20 protein-coding genes and 1 tRNA gene are annotated in these 20,245 nt (G+C 71.0%); 13 read left to right on the top strand and 8 right to left on the bottom strand.

Annotated elements, in window-relative coordinates:
- Window positions 1-621 precede the first annotated feature (621 nt).
- From dnaN to ACZ7C5_RS01380, 9 genes are all read left to right on the top strand, one after another.
- Complete coding sequence (gene dnaN / locus ACZ7C5_RS01340; RefSeq protein ID WP_470321672.1) at window positions 622-1,752, top strand: DNA polymerase III subunit beta; 1,131 nt, start codon at window positions 622-624, stop codon at window positions 1,750-1,752.
- Window positions 1,753-2,004: 252 nt separating this feature from the next.
- A complete protein-coding gene (gene gnd / locus ACZ7C5_RS01345) occupies window positions 2,005-2,880 on the top strand; it encodes a phosphogluconate dehydrogenase (NAD(+)-dependent, decarboxylating) (RefSeq protein WP_401081087.1) in 876 nt (291 codons plus the stop codon).
- A 57-nt stretch (window positions 2,881-2,937) separates the two neighbouring features.
- A complete protein-coding gene (recF, locus tag ACZ7C5_RS01350; protein ID WP_188297686.1) occupies window positions 2,938-4,071 on the top strand; it encodes a DNA replication/repair protein RecF in 1,134 nt (377 codons plus the stop codon).
- Between the two features lie 165 nt (window positions 4,072-4,236).
- Complete coding sequence (locus ACZ7C5_RS01355; protein WP_049654619.1) at window positions 4,237-4,776, top strand: DciA family protein; 540 nt, start codon at window positions 4,237-4,239, stop codon at window positions 4,774-4,776.
- Window positions 4,777-5,044: 268 nt separating this feature from the next.
- Window positions 5,045-7,060 carry a DNA topoisomerase (ATP-hydrolyzing) subunit B gene (gene gyrB, locus ACZ7C5_RS01360; protein ID WP_188297685.1) on the top strand — a complete coding sequence of 672 codons (2,016 nt, stop codon included), beginning with the start codon at window positions 5,045-5,047 and terminating at the stop codon, window positions 7,058-7,060.
- Window positions 7,061-7,191: 131 nt separating this feature from the next.
- Complete coding sequence (gene gyrA / locus ACZ7C5_RS01365; protein WP_401081371.1) at window positions 7,192-9,729, top strand: DNA gyrase subunit A; 2,538 nt, start codon at window positions 7,192-7,194, stop codon at window positions 9,727-9,729.
- 151 nt (window positions 9,730-9,880) lie between these two features.
- Window positions 9,881-10,642: a DUF3566 domain-containing protein gene (locus ACZ7C5_RS01370; protein WP_317620161.1), complete on the top strand. Its 762-nt coding sequence runs from the start codon at window positions 9,881-9,883 to the stop codon at window positions 10,640-10,642.
- Window positions 10,643-10,902: 260 nt separating this feature from the next.
- On the top strand, window positions 10,903-12,297 hold the full coding sequence (locus ACZ7C5_RS01375; protein ID WP_401081094.1) for a class I SAM-dependent methyltransferase: 1,395 nt from the start codon (window positions 10,903-10,905) through the stop codon (window positions 12,295-12,297).
- Window positions 12,298-12,313: 16 nt separating this feature from the next.
- Window positions 12,314-12,387, top strand: a tRNA-Ile gene (locus ACZ7C5_RS01380).
- A 337-nt stretch (window positions 12,388-12,724) separates the two neighbouring features.
- On the opposite strand, the gene ACZ7C5_RS01385 is transcribed toward ACZ7C5_RS01380, so the two are convergent.
- Complete coding sequence (locus tag ACZ7C5_RS01385; protein WP_401081096.1) at window positions 12,725-12,943, bottom strand: hypothetical protein; 219 nt, start codon at window positions 12,941-12,943, stop codon at window positions 12,725-12,727.
- Window positions 12,944-13,089: 146 nt separating this feature from the next.
- On the opposite strand from ACZ7C5_RS01385, the gene ACZ7C5_RS01390 reads away from it, so the two are divergent.
- On the top strand, window positions 13,090-14,082 hold the full coding sequence (locus ACZ7C5_RS01390; protein ID WP_401081099.1) for a hypothetical protein: 993 nt from the start codon (window positions 13,090-13,092) through the stop codon (window positions 14,080-14,082).
- Here the strand turns inward: ACZ7C5_RS01390 and ACZ7C5_RS01395 are convergent.
- The 4 genes from ACZ7C5_RS01395 to ACZ7C5_RS01410 form a co-directional block, all read right to left on the bottom strand.
- Entirely contained in the window at window positions 14,066-14,332 is a 267-nt protein-coding gene (locus ACZ7C5_RS01395; RefSeq protein ID WP_401081102.1) for a hypothetical protein, read from the bottom strand. The two genes, ACZ7C5_RS01390 and ACZ7C5_RS01395, sit on opposite strands and share 17 nt — an antisense overlap.
- Before the next feature lie 558 nt (window positions 14,333-14,890).
- Window positions 14,891-15,163: a hypothetical protein gene (locus tag ACZ7C5_RS01400; protein WP_401081104.1), complete on the bottom strand. Its 273-nt coding sequence runs from the start codon at window positions 15,161-15,163 to the stop codon at window positions 14,891-14,893.
- The gene (locus ACZ7C5_RS01405) at window positions 15,160-15,636 is read right to left on the bottom strand and encodes a hypothetical protein (protein WP_470321673.1); all 477 of its coding nucleotides are present in this window, start codon (window positions 15,634-15,636) and stop codon (window positions 15,160-15,162) included. Before ACZ7C5_RS01405 ends, ACZ7C5_RS01400 begins: the two co-directional genes overlap by 4 nt.
- Complete coding sequence (locus ACZ7C5_RS01410) at window positions 15,633-15,944, bottom strand: hypothetical protein (protein WP_401081109.1); 312 nt, start codon at window positions 15,942-15,944, stop codon at window positions 15,633-15,635. Before ACZ7C5_RS01410 ends, ACZ7C5_RS01405 begins: the two co-directional genes overlap by 4 nt.
- Before the next feature lie 233 nt (window positions 15,945-16,177).
- On the opposite strand from ACZ7C5_RS01410, the gene ACZ7C5_RS01415 reads away from it, so the two are divergent.
- From ACZ7C5_RS01415 to ACZ7C5_RS01425, 3 genes are read left to right on the top strand one after another with little or no spacing between them, the layout of a single operon-like run.
- Window positions 16,178-17,398 (top strand): helix-turn-helix domain-containing protein, encoded by a 1,221-nt coding sequence (locus ACZ7C5_RS01415; protein ID WP_401081112.1) that lies wholly within the window; start codon window positions 16,178-16,180, stop codon window positions 17,396-17,398.
- Between the two features lie 10 nt (window positions 17,399-17,408).
- Window positions 17,409-17,879, top strand: coding sequence for a hypothetical protein (locus ACZ7C5_RS01420; RefSeq protein ID WP_401081115.1), 471 nt, complete (start codon window positions 17,409-17,411; stop codon window positions 17,877-17,879).
- A gap of 58 nt (window positions 17,880-17,937) precedes the next feature.
- Window positions 17,938-18,435 carry a hypothetical protein gene (locus tag ACZ7C5_RS01425; RefSeq protein WP_401081118.1) on the top strand — a complete coding sequence of 166 codons (498 nt, stop codon included), beginning with the start codon at window positions 17,938-17,940 and terminating at the stop codon, window positions 18,433-18,435.
- 54 nt (window positions 18,436-18,489) lie between these two features.
- Here the strand turns inward: ACZ7C5_RS01425 and ACZ7C5_RS01430 are convergent, their stop codons facing one another.
- The 3 genes from ACZ7C5_RS01430 to ACZ7C5_RS01440 are packed head-to-tail and all read right to left on the bottom strand — an operon-like array spanning window position 18,490 to window position 20,189.
- Window positions 18,490-18,837, bottom strand: coding sequence for a hypothetical protein (locus ACZ7C5_RS01430; RefSeq protein WP_401081121.1), 348 nt, complete (start codon window positions 18,835-18,837; stop codon window positions 18,490-18,492).
- Window positions 18,834-19,064 carry a hypothetical protein gene (locus ACZ7C5_RS01435; protein WP_401081124.1) on the bottom strand — a complete coding sequence of 77 codons (231 nt, stop codon included), beginning with the start codon at window positions 19,062-19,064 and terminating at the stop codon, window positions 18,834-18,836. The genes ACZ7C5_RS01430 and ACZ7C5_RS01435 overlap by 4 nt, the downstream gene beginning before the upstream one ends.
- Window positions 19,065-19,073: 9 nt before the next feature.
- Window positions 19,074-20,189, bottom strand: coding sequence for a peptidoglycan-binding protein (locus ACZ7C5_RS01440; RefSeq protein WP_401081127.1), 1,116 nt, complete (start codon window positions 20,187-20,189; stop codon window positions 19,074-19,076).
- Between the last annotated feature and the right edge of the window lie 56 nt (window positions 20,190-20,245).

Below are 20,245 nucleotides of genomic sequence, written 5' to 3' on the forward strand. Positions count from 1 at the left end.
GTTATCCACAGGGTGTGGACAATCGAGGGGCCGCCAGCGGGCCGTCCGGGTTGTCCACCGCTTGTCCCCAGGCTCGGACCGGTTATCCCCAGGTTGTCCACAGCTGCGTCCACAGTTCGACAACCGTGGGCTGGCGTTCATACCCTGGTGTGAAAGGCGTCACGAAATGTTGACCGGCGCCCGTGGATAACCGGGCCCGGATCTGGGGACAGCCCTGGGGATAACCTGTGGATACCCAGCGTGGCCTGTGGGTAACGCTCGGCTGTCCACAGCGAGGCCTGCCCGTCCACAGCCGCCGTCCACAGCCACTGTGGACAAAATCTGGGGTCTGACCTGCGGAAACGGGGTTATCCACGGTTTCCACAGGCCCTACTACTACCACTACACATTTAGACCCCGGACTTGCTTTCAAAGTGGGTGGGCCCCGAATCTGTGGACAACCGCGCCCCGACAACTGTTCGGGTTGCTTCCGCCCGTCTGCCCCGTCTGTCGGCGGAGTACGTCAGACTGTCCTTGCGACTGGAAGCGGAGCGGCAGCGCTCGGCGGACAGCCGAACCGACGATCAAGATCAGACGAACCAGAGTGCGAGCGGGAGCGCTCGATCCAGGAGGCGGTTACCGGTGAAGTTCCGGGTGGAGCGTGACGTCCTCGCGGAGGCGGTGGCCTGGGCTGCCCGCAGCCTCCCGGCACGGCCTCCGGTGCCGGTGCTGGCAGGCCTGCTGCTGACCGCGCAGGAGGGCAGCCTGGCGCTGTCCGGCTTCGACTACGAGGTCTCGGCCCGGGTCGAGCTGGAGGCGGACGTCGAGGAGGCCGGCACCGTCCTGGTCTCCGGCCGGCTGCTGAACGACATCTCCCGCAACCTTCCCAACAGGCCTGTGGAGATCTCCACCGACGGCCAGCGGGTCAGCGTGGTCTGCGGCAGCTCCCGCTTCACCCTCCCCACCCTCCCGGTGGACGAGTACCCCGCCCTGCCCCAGATGCCGACCGCCACCGGCACCGTCGCCGGCGACGTCTTCGCCTCCGCGGTCAGCCAGGCCGCGGTCGCCGCCGGCCGGGACGACACCCTCCCGGTGCTCACCGGTGTCCGGGTCGAGATCGAGGGCGACCGGATCACCCTGGCCGCCACCGACCGCTACCGCTTCGCCGTCCGCGACCTGCTGTGGAAGCCCGAGCAGTCGGACATCTCCGCCGTCGCCCTGGTCCCGGCCAAGACCCTCCAGGACATCGCCAAGTCCCTGGGCAGCGGCGACACCGTCTCCATCGCGCTCTCCTCGGGCGGCGCGGGCGAGGGCCTGATCGGTTTCGAGGGCGCCGGCCGCCGGACCACCACCCGGCTGCTGGAGGGCGAGTTCCCCAAGTTCCGCAGCCTCTTCCCGACCGAGTTCAACGCGGTCGCGGCGATCCAGACCCAGCCCTTCCTTGAGGCGCTCAAGCGCGTCTCGCTGGTCGCCGAGCGCAACACCCCGGTCCGCCTGAACTTCGAGGAGGGCGTGCTGACGCTGGAGGCCGGTTCGGGCGACGACGCCCAGGCCACCGAGCGGATCGAGGCCTCCCTGGAGGGCGACGCCATCTCGATCGCCTTCAACCCGGGCTACCTGGAGGAGGGCCTCAAGGCCATCGACTCCCCCTTCGCCCAGCTGAGCTTCACCACCCCGACCAAGCCGGCGCTGCTCAGCGGCAAGGTCTCGGTGGACGCCGAGGAGGACAAGGCGTACCAGTACCTGATCATGCCGGTCCGCCTCTCCGGCTGATGTCCGGGCGGGCATGATCCCGGGGGCGTGGGGGTCGTCCCCCACAGGACACGGAATGCCGGTCCGCCTCTCCGGCTGATCCCGCCGCATCCGCTGTGGTCCACAGGCTGTGCACATCCGCTGTGCACAGCCTGTGGACGTCTCCCCCGCTCGGCCCGACCGCAGGCGGTCCGGACCGCTCCAGCGCGTAGGCTCAGGGAGTGCGGCAACGGCGCCGCCGGCAGGCACGTCACCACAGGTAAGGACTTGGTCATGGAGCTCGGCCTCATCGGTCTCGGCAAGATGGGCGGCAACATGCGCGAGCGGATCCGCCGCGCCGGCCACACCGTCATCGGCTACGACCGCAACCCGGACATCTCCGACGTCGAGAGCCTCCAGGAGCTCGTCACCAAGCTCCAGGGCCCGCGCGTGGTCTGGGTCATGGTCCCGGCCGGCGCCGCCACCCAGGCGACCGTCGACGAGCTCGCCGAGCTGCTCTCCCCCGGCGACGTCGTCGTCGACGGCGGCAACTCCCGCTGGACCGACGACATCAAGCACGCCGAGGCGCTGGCCGCCAAGGGCATCGGCTTCGTCGACTGCGGCGTCTCCGGTGGCGTCTGGGGCCTGGAGAACGGCTACGCGCTGATGTACGGCGGCGACGCCGAGCACGTCGCCAAGGTCCAGCCGGTCTTCGACGCGCTCAAGCCCGAGGGCGACTTCGGCTCGGTGCACGCGGGCGCGGTCGGCGCCGGCCACTTCGCCAAGATGGTCCACAACGGCATCGAGTACGCGATGATGCAGGCCTTCGCCGAGGGCTGGGAGCTGCTGGAGGCGGCCCCCGAGGTCACCGACGTGCGCGAGGTCTTCCGCAGCTGGCAGGAGGGCACCGTCATCCGCTCCTGGCTGCTGGACCTGGCCGTCCGCGCCCTGGACGAGGACGAGCACCTCAACAAGCTGCGTGGCTGGGCCGCCGACTCCGGCGAGGGCCGCTGGACCGTCGAGGCCGCGATCGACCACGCCGTGCCGCTGCCGGCGATCACCGCCTCGCTGTTCGCCCGCTTCGCGTCCCGCCAGGACGACTCGCCGCAGATGAAGATGATCGCCGCGCTGCGCAACCAGTTCGGCGGCCACGCGGTCGAGTCCAAGTAAGTCGAGTCCAGACGACCCAGCAGGTCCCCCAGGAGAAGGCGGGCGCAGTCCACAGCCATGCACGTCGCGCACCTGTCGCTCGCCGACTTCCGGTCGTACGCCCGGGCCGAGGTTCCCCTCGACCCGGGCGTGACGGCCTTCGTGGGGCCCAACGGCCAGGGCAAGACCAACCTGGTCGAGGCGATCGGCTACGTCGCCACCCTGGGCAGCCACCGGGTGGCCACCGACGCGCCGCTGATCCGGCTGGGCGCCGAGCGGGCGGTGATCCGCACCTCGGTGGTGGACCGCGGCCGCTCCACCCTGGTCGAGCTGGAGCTCACCCCGGGCAAGGCCAACCGGGCCCGGATCAACCGCTCCGACAACGTCCGCCCGCGCGACGTGCTGGGCCTGCTGCGCACCGTGCTGTTCGCCCCCGAGGACCTCAGCCTGGTCAAGGGCGACCCGGGTGAGCGGCGGCGCTTCCTGGACGAGCTGCTGACCGCCCGGGCGCCCAGGCTGGCCGGTGTGCGGCAGGACTACGAGCGGGTGCTCAAGCAGCGCAACGCCCTGCTGAAGACCGCCGCGATGGCCCGCCGGGCCGGTGGCGGCAAGGGCGCCGACCTCTCCACCCTGGAGGTCTGGGACGGCCATCTGGCCCGGGCCGGCGCCGAGTTGACGGCCTTCCGGATCCAGCTGGTGGCCGCCCTGCAGCCCCTGGTGACGGCCGCGTACGGGCAGCTGGCCCCCGGCGGCGGCGAGACCGCCCTGGAGTACCGCAGCTCCTTCGAGGGCGAGCTGCCGACCAGCCGCGAGCAGGCCGAGGAGCAGCTGCTGAACGCGCTGCAGGCGCTCCGCAAGCAGGAGGTCGAGCGCGGGCTCACCCTGGTCGGCCCGCACCGCGACGAGCTGGTGCTCAAGCTCGGCCCGCTGCCGGCCAAGGGGTACGCGAGCCACGGCGAGTCCTGGTCGTTCGCGCTGGCGCTGCGGCTGGCCTCGTACGAGCTGCTGCGCGCCGACGGCGGCGAGCCGGTGCTGATCCTGGACGACGTGTTCGCCGAGCTGGACGCCTCCCGCCGGGACCGGCTGGCCGAGCTGGTGGCCGGCGGCGAGCAGGTACTGGTCACCGCGGCGGTCGCCGAGGACGTGCCGAAGGCACTGGCAGGTGCCCGGTTCGCGGTCGCCGACGGCGCGGTGCGCCGGATCGACGCCTGACCGCGGTCCTTCACCGTCATCACGCGGCCGTCACCGCACCCCGACCGTTTCCGCGCGCCGCCGCCCCCTCCAGGACCGACCCGTCCGGCCCGCTCCCGTAGGCTGGAGGGCTCGGCGGGCGCGCGACCGCGACCGTTGTCCACAGGCTGGGGAAAGGGGATCGCCGTGAGCGAACCGGCGGAGCACTCCCCCGAGCCGGGCGCCCCCGCGCCGACCGGTGCCGACCTCGCCCGCTCCGCGCTGCGGGCGGCCCGGGCCCAGGCCCGCCAGCGCGGTGAGCAGGTCAGGGAGAAGCGCGAGGCGAAGCGGCACGGCCTGCGCAGCGGCGCCCGGTCGGACGGTCGCGACCCGGTCCCGCTGGGGGCCGCGCTGAACCGGCTGCTGACCGAGCGCGGCTGGGAGTCCTCGGCCGCGGTCGGCGGGGTGATGGGCCGCTGGCCGCAGATCGTCGGCCCGGACATCGCCGCACACTGTCACCCCTCCTCCTACGACGAGGCCGCCGCGGTGCTCACCGTGCAGTGCGACTCCACCGCCTGGGCCACTCAACTACGCTGGCTGGCGCGGCAGTTGGTTGCCCGTCTGAACCACGAACTGGGCCACGGGACGGTCCGGACCATCAAGGTGCTCGGTCCGGCGGCGCCCGCCCGCGGCTACGGCCGGCTGCGCGCGCCGGGGAGCAAGGGCCCGGGCGACACCTGGGGCTGACCGGGCCGTCGGACGCCCGTCGGGGACGCTGATCGGATGGCGATCTTCCGGAACCCCTGACAGCCCTTCCAGGCGCCCTGGGCCCCCCGGGCGAGTATCGGGACATGTCCCGAGGGGATTCAGGGCGGCGTATCTGCCCTCAAGGGCTGCCAAACGCCCATCTCTGTCAGTCGTACCGGTAGACTGAGAGCCAAACACTGTTGCTAGTGGCAACCGAGTCGAAACGCTGTGGTCGCACGCCCACCCGCACGGGGTGGGCCTGCGGCCCGTGCTGTGCCAGAGAGGGCGCTTCGTGGCCGATTCCGGCAACCCCAGCCAGACCCCAGACCAGTCCGAGCAGGCTTCCTACACCGGTAGCAACATCCAGGTGCTGGAAGGCCTCGACGCCGTCCGCAAGCGCCCCGGCATGTACATCGGTTCGACGGGCGAGCGCGGCCTGCACCACCTGGTGCAGGAGGTCGTGGACAACTCCGTCGACGAGGCGATGGCCGGGTACGCCGACACCATCGACGTCACGATCATGGCCGACGGAGCGATCCGCTGCGTCGACAACGGCCGTGGCATCCCGGTGGACATCGTCCCGGGCCAGGACAAGCCGGCCGTCGAGGTCGTGCTCACCGTCCTGCACGCCGGCGGCAAGTTCGGCGGCGGCGGCTACGCCGTCTCCGGCGGTCTGCACGGCGTCGGCGTCTCCGTGGTGAACGCGCTGTCCACCAGGCTCTCCGTGGAGATCCACAAGGACGGCCACATCTGGACCCAGGACTACAAGATGGGCGCCCCGACCGGCCCCCTGGTGAAGGGTGCCGAGACCGACCGGACCGGCACCACGGTCACCTTCTGGGCCGACGGGGACATCTTCGAGACCACCGTCTACTCCTTCGAGACGCTCTCCCGGCGCTTCCAGGAGATGGCCTTCCTCAACAAGGGCCTGTCCATCTCGCTGACCGACGAGCGCGTCGAGCACGCGGACGAGGAGGGCAAGCCGCTCTCCGTCACGTACAAGTACGACGGCGGCATCGCCGACTTCGTCGCCCACCTGAACTCCCGCAAGGGCGAGGTCATCCACCCCTCGGTGATCGACTTCGAGGCGGAGGACAAGGACAAGGCGATCTCGGTGGAGATCGCGATGCAGTGGAACTCCTCCTACACCGAGGGGGTCTACAGCTTCGCCAACACCATCCACACCCACGGCGGCGGCACCCACGAGGAGGGCTTCCGCTCCGCGCTGACCGGCCTGGTCAACCGCTACGCGCGGGACAAGAAGCTGCTCCGCGAGAAGGACGACAACCTCTCCGGCGAGGACATCCGCGAGGGTCTGACCGCGATCATCTCGGTCAAGCTCGGCGAGCCGCAGTTCGAGGGCCAGACCAAGGACAAGCTCGGCAACACCGAGGCCAAGACCTTCGTCCAGAAGGTCGTCCACGAGCAGCTCAACGACTGGCTGGACCGCAACCCCAACGAGGCCGCGGACATCATCCGCAAGTCCATCCAGGCCGCCACCGCGCGCGTCGCCGCCCGCAAGGCCCGCGACCTGACCCGCCGCAAGGGCCTGCTGGAGTCCGCCTCGCTGCCGGGCAAGCTCTCCGACTGCCAGTCCAAGGACCCCTCCGAGTGCGAGATCTTCATCGTCGAGGGTGACTCCGCCGGCGGCTCGGCCAAGCAGGGCCGCGACCCGCGCACCCAGGCCATCCTGCCGATCCGCGGCAAGATCCTGAACGTCGAGAAGGCCAGGATCGACAAGGTCCTCCAGAACACCGAGGTCCAGGCCCTGATCTCGGCCTTCGGCTGCGGCATCCAGGAGGACTACGACGAGTCCAAGCTGCGGTACCACAAGATCGTCCTGATGGCCGACGCCGACGTCGACGGACAGCACATCCGCACCCTGCTGCTGACCCTGCTGTTCCGCTTCATGCGGCCGCTGGTCGAGTCCGGGTACGTCTACCTGGCCATGCCCCCGCTGTACAAGATCAAGTGGGGCAAGGACGACTTCGAGTACGCCTACTCCGACCGCGAGCGCGACGCCGTGATCGCCGCCGGGGTGGAGGCCGGGCGCCGGCTGCCCAAGGACGACGCGATCCAGCGCTTCAAGGGTCTCGGCGAGATGAACGCCGAGGAGCTCCGGGTCACCACCATGGACGCCGAGCACCGGCTGCTGCTCCAGGTCACCCTGGAGGACGCCGCCCGCGCCGACGAGCTGTTCTCCGTGCTGATGGGCGAGGACGTCGAGGCCCGCCGCTCCTTCATCCAGCGCAACGCCAAGGACGTCCGCTTCCTGGACGTGTGACGCCTGCACCGCAGGCCCCGCACGTACCAGTCCGCGTGAAAGGAAACTGACCACCAGTGGTCGACGACAACCGTCCCGATGGCGAACAGCCCGAGACCCCCGAGGCCGCCGAGGCCACCACCCAGATCACCATGCGGATCGAGCCGGTCGAGCTCGAGACCGAGATGCAGCGCTCCTACCTCGACTACGCGATGAGCGTGATCGTCAGCCGTGCGCTGCCCGAGGTCCGCGACGGCCTCAAGCCGGTGCACCGCCGGGTGCTCTACGCGATGTACGACGGCGGGTACCGGCCCGAGAAGGGCTACTACAAGTGCGCCCGCGTCGTCGGCGACGTCATGGGCAACTACCACCCGCACGGTGACACCTCGATCTACGACACCGTGGTCCGCCTGGCCCAGCCGTGGTCGCTGCGGATGCCGCTGGTGGACGGCAACGGCAACTTCGGCTCCCCGGGCAACGACCCGGCCGCGGCCATGCGCTACACCGAGTGCAAGCTGATGCCGCTGGCCATGGAGATGATGCGCGACATCGACGAGGACACCGTCGACTTCGCCGCCAACTACGACGGCCGCTCGCAGGAGCCCACCGTCCTGCCGGCGCGCATCCCCAACCTGCTGGTCAACGGTGCCACCGGCATCGCGGTCGGCATGGCCACCAACATCCCGCCGCACAACCTCCGCGAGGTCGCCTCCGGCGCGCTCTGGTACCTGGAGAACCCCGAGGCCTCCGCCGAGGAGCTGCTGGAGGCCCTGGTCGAGCGGATCAAGGGCCCCGACTTCCCCACCGGCGCGCTGATCGTCGGCCGCCGCGGGATCGACGAGTACTACCGCACCGGCCGCGGCTCGGTCACCATGCGCGCGGTGGTCGAGGTCGAGGAGATCCAGGGCCGCCAGTGCCTGGTGATCACCGAGCTGCCGTACCAGGTCAACCCGGACAACCTCGCGCTGAAGATCGCCGACCTGGTCAAGGACGGCAAGATCGCCGGCATCGCCGACGTCCGCGACGAGTCCTCGTCCCGCACCGGCACCCGCCTGGTGGTCGTGCTCAAGCGCGACGCGGTCGCCAAGGTCGTGCTGAACAACCTGTACAAGCACACCGAGCTCCAGACCAACTTCGGCGCCAACATGCTGGCCCTGGTCGACGGCGTGCCGCGCACCCTGTCGCTGGACTCCTTCATCCGGCACTGGGTCAACCACCAGGTCGAGGTCATCGTCCGGCGCACCACCTTCCGCCTGCGCAAGGCCGAGGAGCGCGCCCACATCCTGCGCGCGCTGCTCAAGGCGCTGGACGTGATCGACGAGGTCATCGCGCTGATCCGGGCCTCGGCGAGCGCCGACGCCGCCCGCACCGGCCTGATGGGCCTGCTCGACATCGACGAGCTCCAGGCCAACGCGATCCTGGAGATGCAGCTGCGCCGCCTGGCCGCCCTGGAGCGCCAGCGGATCATGGACGAGCACGACGAGCTCCAGCGCAAGATCGACGAGTACAACGCGATCCTGGCCTCGCCGACCCGCCAGCGGGAGATCATCTCCGAGGAGCTCACCGCGATCGTCGAGAAGTACGGCGACGAGCGGCGCTCCACCCTCATCCCCTCCGACGGCGACCTCTCCATCGAGGACCTCATCGCCGAGGAGGACATCGTCGTCACGATCACCCGTGGCGGCTACGTCAAGCGGACCCGCTCCGACCTGTACCGCTCGCAGAAGCGCGGCGGCAAGGGCGTGCGCGGCGCCCAGCTGAAGCAGGACGACATCGTCGACCACTTCTTCGTGACGACGACGCACAACTGGATCCTGTTCTTCACCAACAAGGGCCGGGTCTACCGGGCCAAGGGCTACGAGCTGCCGGACGCCGGGCGCGACGCCCGCGGCCAGCACGTGGCCAACCTGCTGGCCTTCCAGCCGGAGGAGCACATCGCCCAGGTGATGGCCGTCCGCACGTACGAGGACAAGCCGTACCTGGTCCTCGCCACCCGGGCCGGCCTGGTGAAGAAGTCCGCCCTCAAGGACTACGACTCCCCGCGCTCCGGCGGCCTGATCGCGATCAACCTGCGGCAGGACGAGGAGGGCCGGGACGACGAGCTGATCGGCGCCGAGCTGGTCTCCGCCGAGGACGACCTGCTGCTGGTCTCCAAGAAGGCCCAGTCGATCCGCTTCACCGCGACCGACGACGCCCTGCGGCCCACCGGCCGCGCCACCTCCGGCGTCAAGGGCATGGCCTTCCGCGAGGACGACGAACTGCTCTCGATGAACGTCGTCCGGCCGGACACCTACGTCTTCACCGCCACCGACGGCGGATACGCCAAGCGCACCGGTGTGGACGAGTACCGTGTCCAGGGACGCGGCGGCTACGGCACCAAGGCGGCGAAGATCGTCGAGGGCCGGGGCTCGCTGGTCGGCGCGCTCGTGGTGGACGAATCCGACGAGATCATGGCAATCACCCTCTCTGGTGGGGTGATCCGCACGAGGGTTTCCGAGGTTCGTGAAACCGGACGTGACACCATGGGCGTCCAACTGATCAACCTCGGAAAGCGCGACGCGGTCGTGGGCATGGCCCGCAACGCGGAGGCCGAGGACGAGGAGACGGCGGAGGACGAGGTGGCGGGTACCGAGTCCACCGAGACGGCCGAGGGCGCGGTGACGGTGGTCGACGGGGACGTCGAGGCCTGAACCGAACCGCAAGCCGGAGCCGTCGCGTCCAGAGAAGGGACGCGGCGGCCTTCGGACGCCGACCAGTTCCGGGCAATCCCGCCGGGCGCTGGATGACGAGTGACGAGGCAGGGCGGCACCACCGTCCTGCTGGGAAGTGCGGGAGGACCAGGTGAGTGGAGCCACGGGTGCTGCGGGAGGAGCCTCCGGCGGCCGTCCGGGCGCGCAGGGCGGGGGTTCGTACGGTGTGCCGCAGCCGCCGACCGAGCACTCGGCCGCGTCCACCTCGCTGATGCCACCGGTCGGCGGAGCGGGCCAGAGCGGTGCGACCTACGGCGGACAGACGCCCCCGGCGCCGAACAGTCCGGCCCCGGGCAGCGGCTTCTCGCAGCCGACCACGTACGCCAAGGGGCAGCCGACCCCGCCCAGGGGCACCCGGACGTCCGGGAACACCCCGCCCGGCGGGACCCCGGTCGGTGGGACCCCCGCCGCCGGTGCGGCGCGGCGGCCCTCCGGCGCCCCCGCGGCGGCCGCCCCCGTGGTGGGCGGCTCCGGCCTCGGCAGGACCCGCAAGGCGCGGCTGCGGGTGACCAAGGTCGACCCGTGGTCCGTGATGAAGGTCAGCTTCCTGCTGTCGCTGGCCGTCGGCATCATCATCATCGTGGCCTCGGCCGTGCTGTGGATGACGCTGGACTCGCTCGGCGTCTTCGACTCGCTGACCAAGACCCTCAAGGACGTCACCGGCTCGGACAGCAGCGGCGGCGTCAACCTGATGGACTACGTCGGCTTCGGCAAGGTGATGACCTTCACCACGCTGATCGCCGTGGTCGACGTCGTCCTGCTGACCGCGCTGTCCACGCTGTCCGCGTTCATCTACAACGCGGCGGCCGGCTTCACCGGCGGCGTCGAGCTCACCCTGGCCGAGGAGGACTGATTCCGGCTGGTTCCTGACCCCGGATCAGTTTTCCGTCCACGGGCGGAATGCGCGGACCCCGCAGGCTGTTTCAGCCTGCGGGGTCCGTCGGCATTTCGGGTGACAGCCGGCCGCCCGCGGCGTGCCGCCGGGAAACCGGGCGGCCGCGGTGGGATTAGCTGGGTGCCGCCCGTCCCGCACCTTGGGAGTGCCGCAGGCCCGCCCCGGTCCGTCGACCGGGGCAGCTGAGGTTCCGAAGGACGACTGGACGGAGGCGCGCGGTGGCGAAGCTCGCAGGTCAACTGGTCGAGGCCCTGGACGGGCTGTTGGGGGTCCCGGTACCACTGCGGGTCCAGGCCTGGGACGGCAGTGTCGCCGGCCCTCCAGGGGGGCCCACGGTGATCCTGCGCAACCGCAGGGCGCTGCGCCGGCTGATCTGGCAGCCGGACGAACTGGGCCTGGCCAGGGCCTACGTCTCGGGGGACCTGGAACTGGCCCCGGGCACCGACCTGTACGAGACGCTCTCCGCCGTCGCCCGCTTCGCCGAGCTGCCGGAGATCCGCACCCTGGCCCTCGGGCCGCGCGACGTGCTCGGCGCCAGGGGCCGCCGGGCGCTCGCCGCCGTGCTGCGGGCCGGGGCGGTCGGCCTCGAACCCGAACCGCCCCGCGAGGAGGTCCGCAGGGCCGAGGGACGGCTGCACAGCCGCAGCCGGGACCGCGCGGCGATCAGCCACCACTACGACGTCGGGAACGACTTCTACGGCCTCGTGCTCGGCCCGTCGATGGTCTACTCGTGCGCCTACTGGACGCCCGAGGCGAAGAGCCTGGAAGCCGCCCAGGAGGCCAAGCTCGACCTGATCTGCCGCAAGCTCGGCCTGCGGCCGGGGACACGACTGCTGGACGTCGGCTGCGGCTGGGGCTCACTGCTGCTGCACGCGGCGAAGCACTACGGGGTCACCGCGGTCGGCGTCTCCATCTCCGCGGAGCAGGTCGCGCTGGCCCGCACCCGGATCGAGGAGGCGGGCCTGTCCGACCGGGTGGAGGTCAGGCTCCAGGACTACCGGGAGATCACCGACGGGCCCTTCGACGCGATCTCCAGCGTCGGGATGGCCGAGCACGTCGGCGCGGAGCAGTACCGGGTCTACGCCGAGGGCCTGTACGGGCTGCTGGTGCCCGGCGGTCGGCTGCTCAACCACCAGATCGCCCGCCGCCCCGACTTCCCCGGTGAGCCGCACCGCCCCAGCCCCTTCATCGACCGCTACGTCTTCCCGGACGGCGAACTCTCCCCCGTCGGTTCCACCGTCGCCAGGCTGGAGGAGGCCGGCTTCGAGGTCCGGGACGTCGAGTCGCTGCGCGAGCACTACGGGCTGACCCTGCGCGAGTGGGTGGCCAACCTGGAGGCGCACTGGACGGAGGCGGTCCGGCTGGCCGGCCGCGGCCGGGCCCGGGTCTGGCGGCTCTACATGGCCGCCTCCGCGCTCGCCTTCGAGCAGAACCGGATCGGGATCAACCAGGTCCTCGCCGTCCGCAGCACCGAGGAGGGTGCGGCCGGTCTCCCGCCGACCCGCGAGGAGTGGCTGCTGCGCCCCTCCGCCGGTGCGCCGCAGCTGGTCGCGGGGGGTGCCGCCGCCACCCCGGCCGACCCGGATTTGGGAGATCGGCCGTCGGTCCGCTAATCTTTCAGTGCGGCAAGGGCCTATAGCTCAGACGGTTAGAGCGCTTCCCTGATAAGGAAGAGGCCACAGGTTCAAGTCCTGTTAGGCCCACTGCAAGAAGTACCAGGTCAGAGCCCTGGTCCCCGGAGATCGGGGACCAGGGCTCTACTGGTTTCTACCCCGCTCATCCAAAATTCTGCCGAAACCCGGGAGTCTCCGGACTGTCCGGGCTGTTCACCGGCCGGATGGGGGGCTGTACGGGCCATCCACCGGTGGTAGAAACAGAGTGCCCCCCATCGGCCTCTCCAGGGCCGCAGGGGGGCAGCTGCCGGGCCTGGCTCCCTCCAGGTAGCTCAGGCCCGCGCGTGGCCGCCCTCGCACCCCTCCAGGTATCCGGGGGCGGCCAGTTCGTAGGGCCGGTCAGATCCGGCCATTTTCTGAGGCTAGGTCAGCCCCAGGACGAATCGTCGGCCAGAGCGACCGTGGCGACGGTCGGGATCGGCGACGACGTCGGGGTCGGTCCACCCGGCTGGACACCCCAGCTGGAGTCGGCCGCGGGCGAGGCCGGCGTCGAGGCGGAAGTGGCGCCGACCAGTACGACCAGGCCGGCTGCCAGGGCGGCCGCGGCGGCACCGATACGGATGGTGAGACGGCTGCGTGCGGGCATGGGTGTCCCCTCTCCTGCTGCTCGCAGAGATGGCGTGGGAAGCGAGTGTGGAGTACGTCACTCCACTCGCACCAGTGTTCGCCCACGTCGTTGCCGCTTCAAGCAACTTCCACCTACGATCGCCGAAACTCCCAAAGTGGAAGTAGTTGGAAGAGGATGAATTGGACACCTTAGGACAGGTCGTAGGGGCTGGACTTCTTGAATGGGAGTCGCGAGCGCTCTACCAGGACATCGCAGCCGGGCGTACCACGGCCCCCGGGCCGTCTCCGGCGCTGGACCAGCTGCTCGACCTCCAGCTCGTCTCCCCCGACGCCGGCCGCCCCGGGCACTACGTCGCCCTCTCTCCGGCTGACGTCGCCCTGAGGTTGCAGCAGCACTTTCTCCAGCTCGGCACCCAGCATCTCGCCCAGGCCGCGGCTATGCCGAGACTGTTCGATCCGATGATCACTGCCTACCGGGCAGCCAACCCGGGTAACGACGGGGCACTGGAGTACGTCGCCAGCAAGGTCGAAATGCAGGAACGCCTTGGGCCGATCATCGAGTCCTGCCGGGAAGAGCTACTCACCGCCCAGCCTGGCGGCGCCCGACCGCCGAACATGCTGGCGATGAGTTACCAGCGCGACATCGCCGTCATCGAACGCGGCGCGACGTTGCGCAGCATCTACCAGGCGTCAGCCCGGCGCGACGGGCCGACCGCCAGCTGGGCCGCGACTATGACCGGCTACGGCGCCCAGGTCCGCACGCTCGGCGGCGACATCGAATTCGGCCGCACCGTCATCGTCGATCAGCGCGTCGCCGTTATCGCGACACCCGACCCGGAGCGCGCGCTCCTCATCCGGGACGAGGCACTCGTCCGACACATCAGGCTGTCCTGGCTGAGGGACTGGGGCATGGCGCTGGACTGGGACGGCCGGCCCCTGCCCGAGGTGACCTCGATGCAGCGCGACATCCTGTCCCAACTCGCCCAGGATGTGACCCTGGAATCGATCGCCGCGAGCCACGGCGTGAGCCGCCGGTGGATCTCCATGCGGTTGGAGCCGTTGAAGGACGCGACTGGGGCGACGTCGCTACACGGACTCTTGTACTGGTGGGCCCGACACGCGTCGCACTACCTGGAGCCGGTCAACCTGACGAAGTGACGGCGATGACGGCGGTGTAGGAGTGCCCGGACACCAGGACGTCCAGCGCGAATCGGCCGTCGTCCTGGTCGAGGTAGTCCTGGACGCGGCGGACGCCGGCCTCGCCGGTCAGGAAGAAGTCGTAGGCCCGGGCCTGGCCCGGGTCGAGCGGCAGATCATCGAGCAGGCCACGCAATGCGACGACGGCGGCGGCCAGCGTGGTGTGAGTGGAGGGGTCGACCAGTCCCTCGGCGGTGAGGGTGTAACTCACGGCGTGCTCCCAGCTCGGTCCCCCCGGGCTGCGGCGGTCCAGTTTATCGAATGTATGTTCGATAAACCCTGGTCGGCCGCACCGCCATACGGCCGACCAGGGGGTCTACTGTGGGGGGTCCTGCCAGGGATGGAAGTAGCCGCCCGGCAGCGGCAGCCAGCGCGGCGGCCGAGGCGGTCGCAGCACGGGGCACCATGGTGCCTGTCGCGGGCCTCGTGAGCCGCGGCCGCGCTGGTCGTGCCAGCGGCCTTGGTCGCGCGGGGGGATCCTGTCGGTCACGACGTCCTCCTCGTGGTCGGGCCCACGATCGGGGACCGTCTCGGACGGGCCCGCGGCGGAATTCCGTCAGCGGCCCTCGCAGGGGTGGGCGTGGCCTGCCGGGCGCCCGGCAGGGCCTGGCCGTGGCCGGGCCCCACCGGGGTCACCATGCGCCTGCCGGACGCCACGCGGACCGGGGGCGCCCCGGCGTGCACGGGGCTGTCCAACCGTGCACACCGGGTGGTGACCCGTCCCAGCCGTTGCCCTGGACGGTTGAGGCTGGGACGGGAGTCAGAGGTACTACGTGGAGCCAGGATGTTCGACCCGGCGAGTCTCGCCATCGGCCGTGATCATGAGGACCAGTGGAACGTCGGACGACAGATGCCGCGTCTGGCGCACGCAGTCGGCGACGGCCTCGTCGCCGTCCTCGTTGACCATGTCCTCTGTCAGGAACGGGTAGACGCCCGAGGGGAGGCCCTCGAACACCAGCTCGTAGCCCTCTGTGGAGATCACCTCGACGCAAACCTCGACCGGCTGGCGCGACTCGGGGTCGCTGTCGCTGAGGCCGGTCACTGGGCGGCCTGCCGGGACGCCGGACCGGTCTGGTAGTTGGCAGCCTGCACCTGTCGACGGATCCACTCGCGGGCGGCCGGCTCGGACCCCAGCCACGCGGTGGCCGCGAGGTCGAGGCCCAGGTCCCACACGATCCACTCCGTCGGGCGGCCGGACGGACGCTCCACACGGCGCGGCTCGTACCGGGCTGCGACGCGCTGTCGACACGTCAGGCCGTCGCCGTACGAGACGCGCACGATCGCGAGGGTGCCGTCGTCCAGGGACACGGGCCAGTCGGTGGTCTCGTCGCCGTTCATGCGGTACTCCAGGTCGGCGCCGCTGCTGTCCAGCAGTCTGCGCATCGCCTGTCGCTCGTAGGCGCTGATCGGCAGCGCGCACACCGCCTGCCGCAGCGTCTCCAGGGCGGCCTCGGGCGGCGCGGTCACGGGGTCGAGGTACCCGTCGATCGACACCGTGAGGGGCTCGGTGATCACCGGTGGGCCTCCAGGCTGGCCGCATACGGGGGGCACGCCGCGCAGACGACCACGGCGTAGACGAGCCCGTCGTCCGCGACGTGGCCGGCGGCGGCCAGCTGGCCGCTGCGGTCGCATGCGACGCAGGCGGTGCCGGAGCGCTGGGCGGGGGTCAGGCGGGTGCCGGTGCGTGGGGCGACCACCCGCACGCTGTCGCCCAGGCGGTCGGAGCGGTCGGACGCGGCGTCTTGGAGGTGGTGTCGGTGTACGACGCCGGGGTCGGCCGGGGCCAGCTCGATGGCGCCGGCGCGGAGCTGTCGATCGGTCACGAGGGTCCAGCCTCTCGGAGAGACGATGGAAGCGACGCCCCCCTTTCCGAGTGAGGCGCCGTGTTCGTCGCACCGCAGGGCCCCAGGGCCCGGTCTACCCGGGCTGCATTTCTGCGGTTGACGTGACAGACAGTCAACTTCCAACCAGCCGCTACAGTCTGGCCCGTAAGCGGCATCTGCATGCAGGTATGCGTCGGGCGCATACGGATACGACCGATCGGGGGAGAGTGCTGATGGACTGGCGTACCGCGGCTGGAGCGGCCGCACGGGCAGGGGACTTTGGCCGGGTGGTGGAGCTGAGCCGCCTCGCCCAGCAGATGACGCAACTTCAGCTTGGCGACCTCGTAGGCCTCTCTCAGTCGGCGGTCTCCCGGATGGAGCGGCGCGGACCTGGGGGCACGTACGACATGAGCCTCCTCGGACGTGTGGCGGTCCATCTGGGCATTCCGGCCAGCCTCGTCGGTCTGGCCGACCTACCAGCAGGGGCATCAGTGGAGCGACGCGACTTCCTCGGGGTTGCCGCGGTTGCAGCGGCTGCGGCAGTGACCCCAGCCGTTGCGGCACCCTCTGCGCAGCCAGATGCCGGACAGGCCGCGGCCCTACGACTGGGCACCGCGTCGTATCGGCGCCTCGACGGCTCAGCGTCCTCCCGCGACCTCGCCGACGTCGTCCGTGGGCACATCCGGCTCATCCAGCAGCTGAGCACCGCCGGTGGCGATCGGGCCCGACTCGCTGCGACCGGGTCCGAGGCTGCGTCTTTCGCGGGCTGGTTGGCGTGGGACATGGGTGACCACGGGTCCGCCCGATCGTGGTACGGCCAGGCGGTCAAGGCCGCACGTACGGCTCGGGATGGGCTTCTCCTGGCCTACCAACTGGGCAGCCTCGCCCAGTTCGAGGGGCATACCGGGAACGGGAACCAGGCCCTCACCCACACTCGAAAGGCCCGAGCTGCGCTTGGGATCAACGCCCCTGCCATCGCCGACGCGTGGCTCGCTGCCACCGAGGCGCTGGCATACGCTGCGTGCGGGGATCGCGACCGCACGGACCAGGCGCTCACTCGCAGCCGGGCGCTCACACTTCGGCTAGGTGAGGAAACTCCGCCGTGGCCTTGGGTGTTCACGTTCGATGAGCGCAAGGTCCAGTCGGCGCGGGTCGCCTGTGGAGCCAGGCTCGGTGTGCCGGAATGGGTGCTGTCCGTCGGCACCGAGGCCCTGGCCACCGGACACGCGAAGGGGCGCGCGTTACTCATGATGGACCTCGCCGCCGGCCACCTCGCGGCCGGTCGCATCGACGGCGCGTTCGCCATCGCCAGCCGAGCCCTGGACATCGGAATCACCTATCGGTCCGGCCGGATCGTGGAGCGAGCCCGAGCACTGCGGCGTACCCTCACCACCACGGCACCGCCCCGCGTGGTGCAGGAGTTCGACGAGCGTCTACATGACGTGTACCTGTAGGAGGGGCAGCATGAGGCTCGGGATCACCGGCCACAGGGGGCTGAACGCGGACGTCGAACGGCGGGTCCGCCAGCTCCTAGCCGTCGTCGTGGACACCCACCAGGGCGACCTCACTGCCGTTTCGATGCTTGCTGATGGGCCCGATTCGTGGGTCGCGGACCTGGTCCTCGCCCAGGGTGGTCTCTTGGAGGTCGTTGTCCCAGCCGAGGCTTACCGAGACGGCCTGCCATCGGAGCACCACCCGACCTACGACCGACTGCTCAGCCGAGCATCGGACGTTCACCACACCGGAATGTTCGCGTCGGACACCGCCGCGCACATGGCTGGCAGCGAAATCGTGGTCGGCCTGGCCGATATCGTCGTCGCAGTCTGGGACGGGCTCCCCGCCCGCGGGTACGGCGGTACTGCCGACGTCGTCGCCTACGCACGCCGCTGCGGCGTTCCTGTCCAGGTGGTCTGGCCCGACGGTGCGACTAGGTAGCCGACTGATCAGTAGCCCGATAGCGTCGCCCCACACCAGACCCGTCCCAGGGGGGACCATGCGCACCCGTACCACTGCCGCGGCCGCCGTTGCCGTGCTGCTCGCTGTCGGCTCGGCCGCCTGCTCAAGCTCGACCACCAGCTCGAAGGGGGCGGCCGCGGCACCGAGCAGCGCGGCCGCCGCTCCGCAGACCCCGGCAGAATCAGCGCCTACTGTGCCCCAGGCGCCGGCTGACGCCGCGAAACCGGCAGCGCCTGCACCCACAGGTGCGACGCCGTCCGGGCCGCCGCCGTCCCCGGACGCCGCGGTGGTCGCGGCCTACATCGCGGCGTTGACGGCCATCGACCCGGAGATCGTGAACAACAAGATCGACCGGACCGTGGACCGTGGTCGCAACCAGTGCTCGTCCGTTGCCCAGTCGCCCAACGATCAGGCAAAGCTGATCGACCTCACGGGCAAGCGGTTCACGGGGCCGAATCACCCGGAGGGCTTCGGGCCCGAGAAGTCGAAGCGGATCCTTGAGGTCGTCCGCAAGCACATCTGCCCGACGTACTGAGCCGGGACGCAGGAAGGCGCCCCCGCCCGGGCCGGAGCCGGGGCGGGGGCGCTGTTACGTGGTGTCGAGGTGGGCGGTACGGCGGTCGACGCGATCGACGGCATCGCGCAGCGAGGACCCCGAGTTGGGGTGCAACTCGTGTTCCACGGTGTCGAGGCGGCCGTCGATGCCGTCGAGGCGGTGGTCGAACTGGTCGAGGCGTGCCATGACCCCGAGACGGGCCGGGACGCCGGGACGTTCGGGCGTTCCGGCCCAGTCGTCGGCGATCTCGTCCACCCGGGCGGCGAAGCGGGCGGCGCTGCGGAGGACCCGCCAGGCGAGGCCGACCGCCGCGGCGAGGGCGACGGCGACCGCCGACCACAGGACGGCGGTGTCGACGGCGGAGACGCCGGTCTCGGTCACGGGCGGCTCGCCGGGTCGGCGCCGGCCGGGAGCAGGCTCGCCGAGCCCTTCCGGCCGACGAAGCGCGCGGCCGCGCTCTTGGCGGCGGCGAGCAGCGGTATGAGGACCGGCACCCACCATGCGGAGAGGCTGCTCGCCTCGGTGATGGCGTAGGCCAGGCCGGCCTCGGCGGCGGTGGCGCCGGTGCGCTCGGCGACGTCGAGCCAGTACGCGCGGGACGTGGTCATGCGGATCTCCTAGTCGGTGACGCTGAAGTGGTGGGTCTCGCCGAGGCGGGAGAGGGTGGTGTGGCCGGGGGTGCCGTCGGCGTCGGCTCCGGTGTAGCCGCAGCGGCGCTGCCAGGCGGCGTACGCGGTCACGGTGCGGGTGCCGAACGAGCCGTCCACCCACTGCCGTTCGAGCAGGCCCTCGTTCGCCAGCGCCTGCTCGACGGCCTGGACCTCGTCGCCGTAGGTGCGGTGGCCCTGGTCGGCGCCGGGGTCGGTGCGCGCCGCGGCGACGACGTGCGCGAGCGAGACCGCGCGGCCGCCGGGCAGGGTGCCGAGCAGCTCCCGCAGGCTGTGCGGGCCGGGCACGCCGTCGGCGTCGGTGCCCTGGTAGCCGAGGCTGCGCTGGAACTCGGCGTAGTTGAGGGTGTCGGCGTCGGTCCACGTCGGACCGGGACCCTGCTGGTAGTGCCCGCCGAAGCCGCGGTCGACCAGCGCCCGGCCGACCGCGGTGACCTGGTCACCGACCGCCCCGTACCCGTATGCCAGGCCGCCGACGACCACCTGGTAGCGGGCCGGGACGTCCTCGGCCGGCGTCGGCGCGGGGGTGGGCTGCGGCGCCGGGCCGCTGCCGTCCGGCCGCGGGGCGCCGGCCCGCACCCACGCGTACAGCGGCCCGCCCGGGCACGATGTGGCGTAGCCGTCCCGATGCCCGAGGATCTCCGCCCCCGCGCCGCCCTCGGCCCGCAGCCACTCGATCGCGTCCCGCAGGCCGCCGAGCTGCGCCGCGCTGGGCTCGGTCAGTCCCTTGCTGCCGAGCATGGCGCACACCGCGTAGTGGCGGCCGTTCAGGATGGGGTTGCCGTTGGCGCCGGTGCGCCGGTGCGCGCCACGGCCCTCGTAGAGGAAGCCGTGTGGGCAGACGACGGCGTTGTAGGCGATGTCGGAGTAGTCCTCGGTGGTGTCGGCCAGGTGGCTGGCCTGGAGGGCGCGCATCCGGGGTGCGCACCGCTCGTGGTCGTCCGCGAGCGCGGGCGGGACTTCGGTGCCCTCGTAGTGGATTTTCACGCCGTCGGTGCCCGCGATCGCGACGAGCTTGTACTTCGACGGTTGCGCGCCCCAGTCGGCGCGGGGGACGAACTGCATGGGTGCCTCCAGGGAATGGGAAAGCCCCGGGCCGATGGCGCCGGGGCGGATCGATG

It is taken from the genome of Kitasatospora sp. NPDC036993, assembly GCF_055607525.1.

Bases quoted from the DNA above. Each gene is read 5' to 3' on its own strand.
- gnd (WP_401081087.1), top strand. From the start codon at position 2,005: ATGGAGCTCGGCCTCATCGGTCTCGGCAAGATGGGCGGCAACATGCGC.
- recF (WP_188297686.1), top strand. From the start codon at position 2,938: ATGCACGTCGCGCACCTGTCGCTCGCCGACTTCCGGTCGTACGCCCGG.
- gyrA (WP_401081371.1), top strand. From the start codon at position 7,192: ATGCGGATCGAGCCGGTCGAGCTCGAGACCGAGATGCAGCGCTCCTAC.
- ACZ7C5_RS01385 (WP_401081096.1), bottom strand. From the start codon at position 12,943: ATGCCCGCACGCAGCCGTCTCACCATCCGTATCGGTGCCGCCGCGGCC.
- ACZ7C5_RS01415 (WP_401081112.1), top strand. From the start codon at position 16,178: ATGGACTGGCGTACCGCGGCTGGAGCGGCCGCACGGGCAGGGGACTTT.
- ACZ7C5_RS01420 (WP_401081115.1), top strand. From the start codon at position 17,409: ATGAGGCTCGGGATCACCGGCCACAGGGGGCTGAACGCGGACGTCGAA.
- ACZ7C5_RS01425 (WP_401081118.1), top strand. From the start codon at position 17,938: ATGCGCACCCGTACCACTGCCGCGGCCGCCGTTGCCGTGCTGCTCGCT.
- ACZ7C5_RS01435 (WP_401081124.1), bottom strand. From the start codon at position 19,064: ATGACCACGTCCCGCGCGTACTGGCTCGACGTCGCCGAGCGCACCGGC.
- ACZ7C5_RS01440 (WP_401081127.1), bottom strand. From the start codon at position 20,189: ATGCAGTTCGTCCCCCGCGCCGACTGGGGCGCGCAACCGTCGAAGTAC.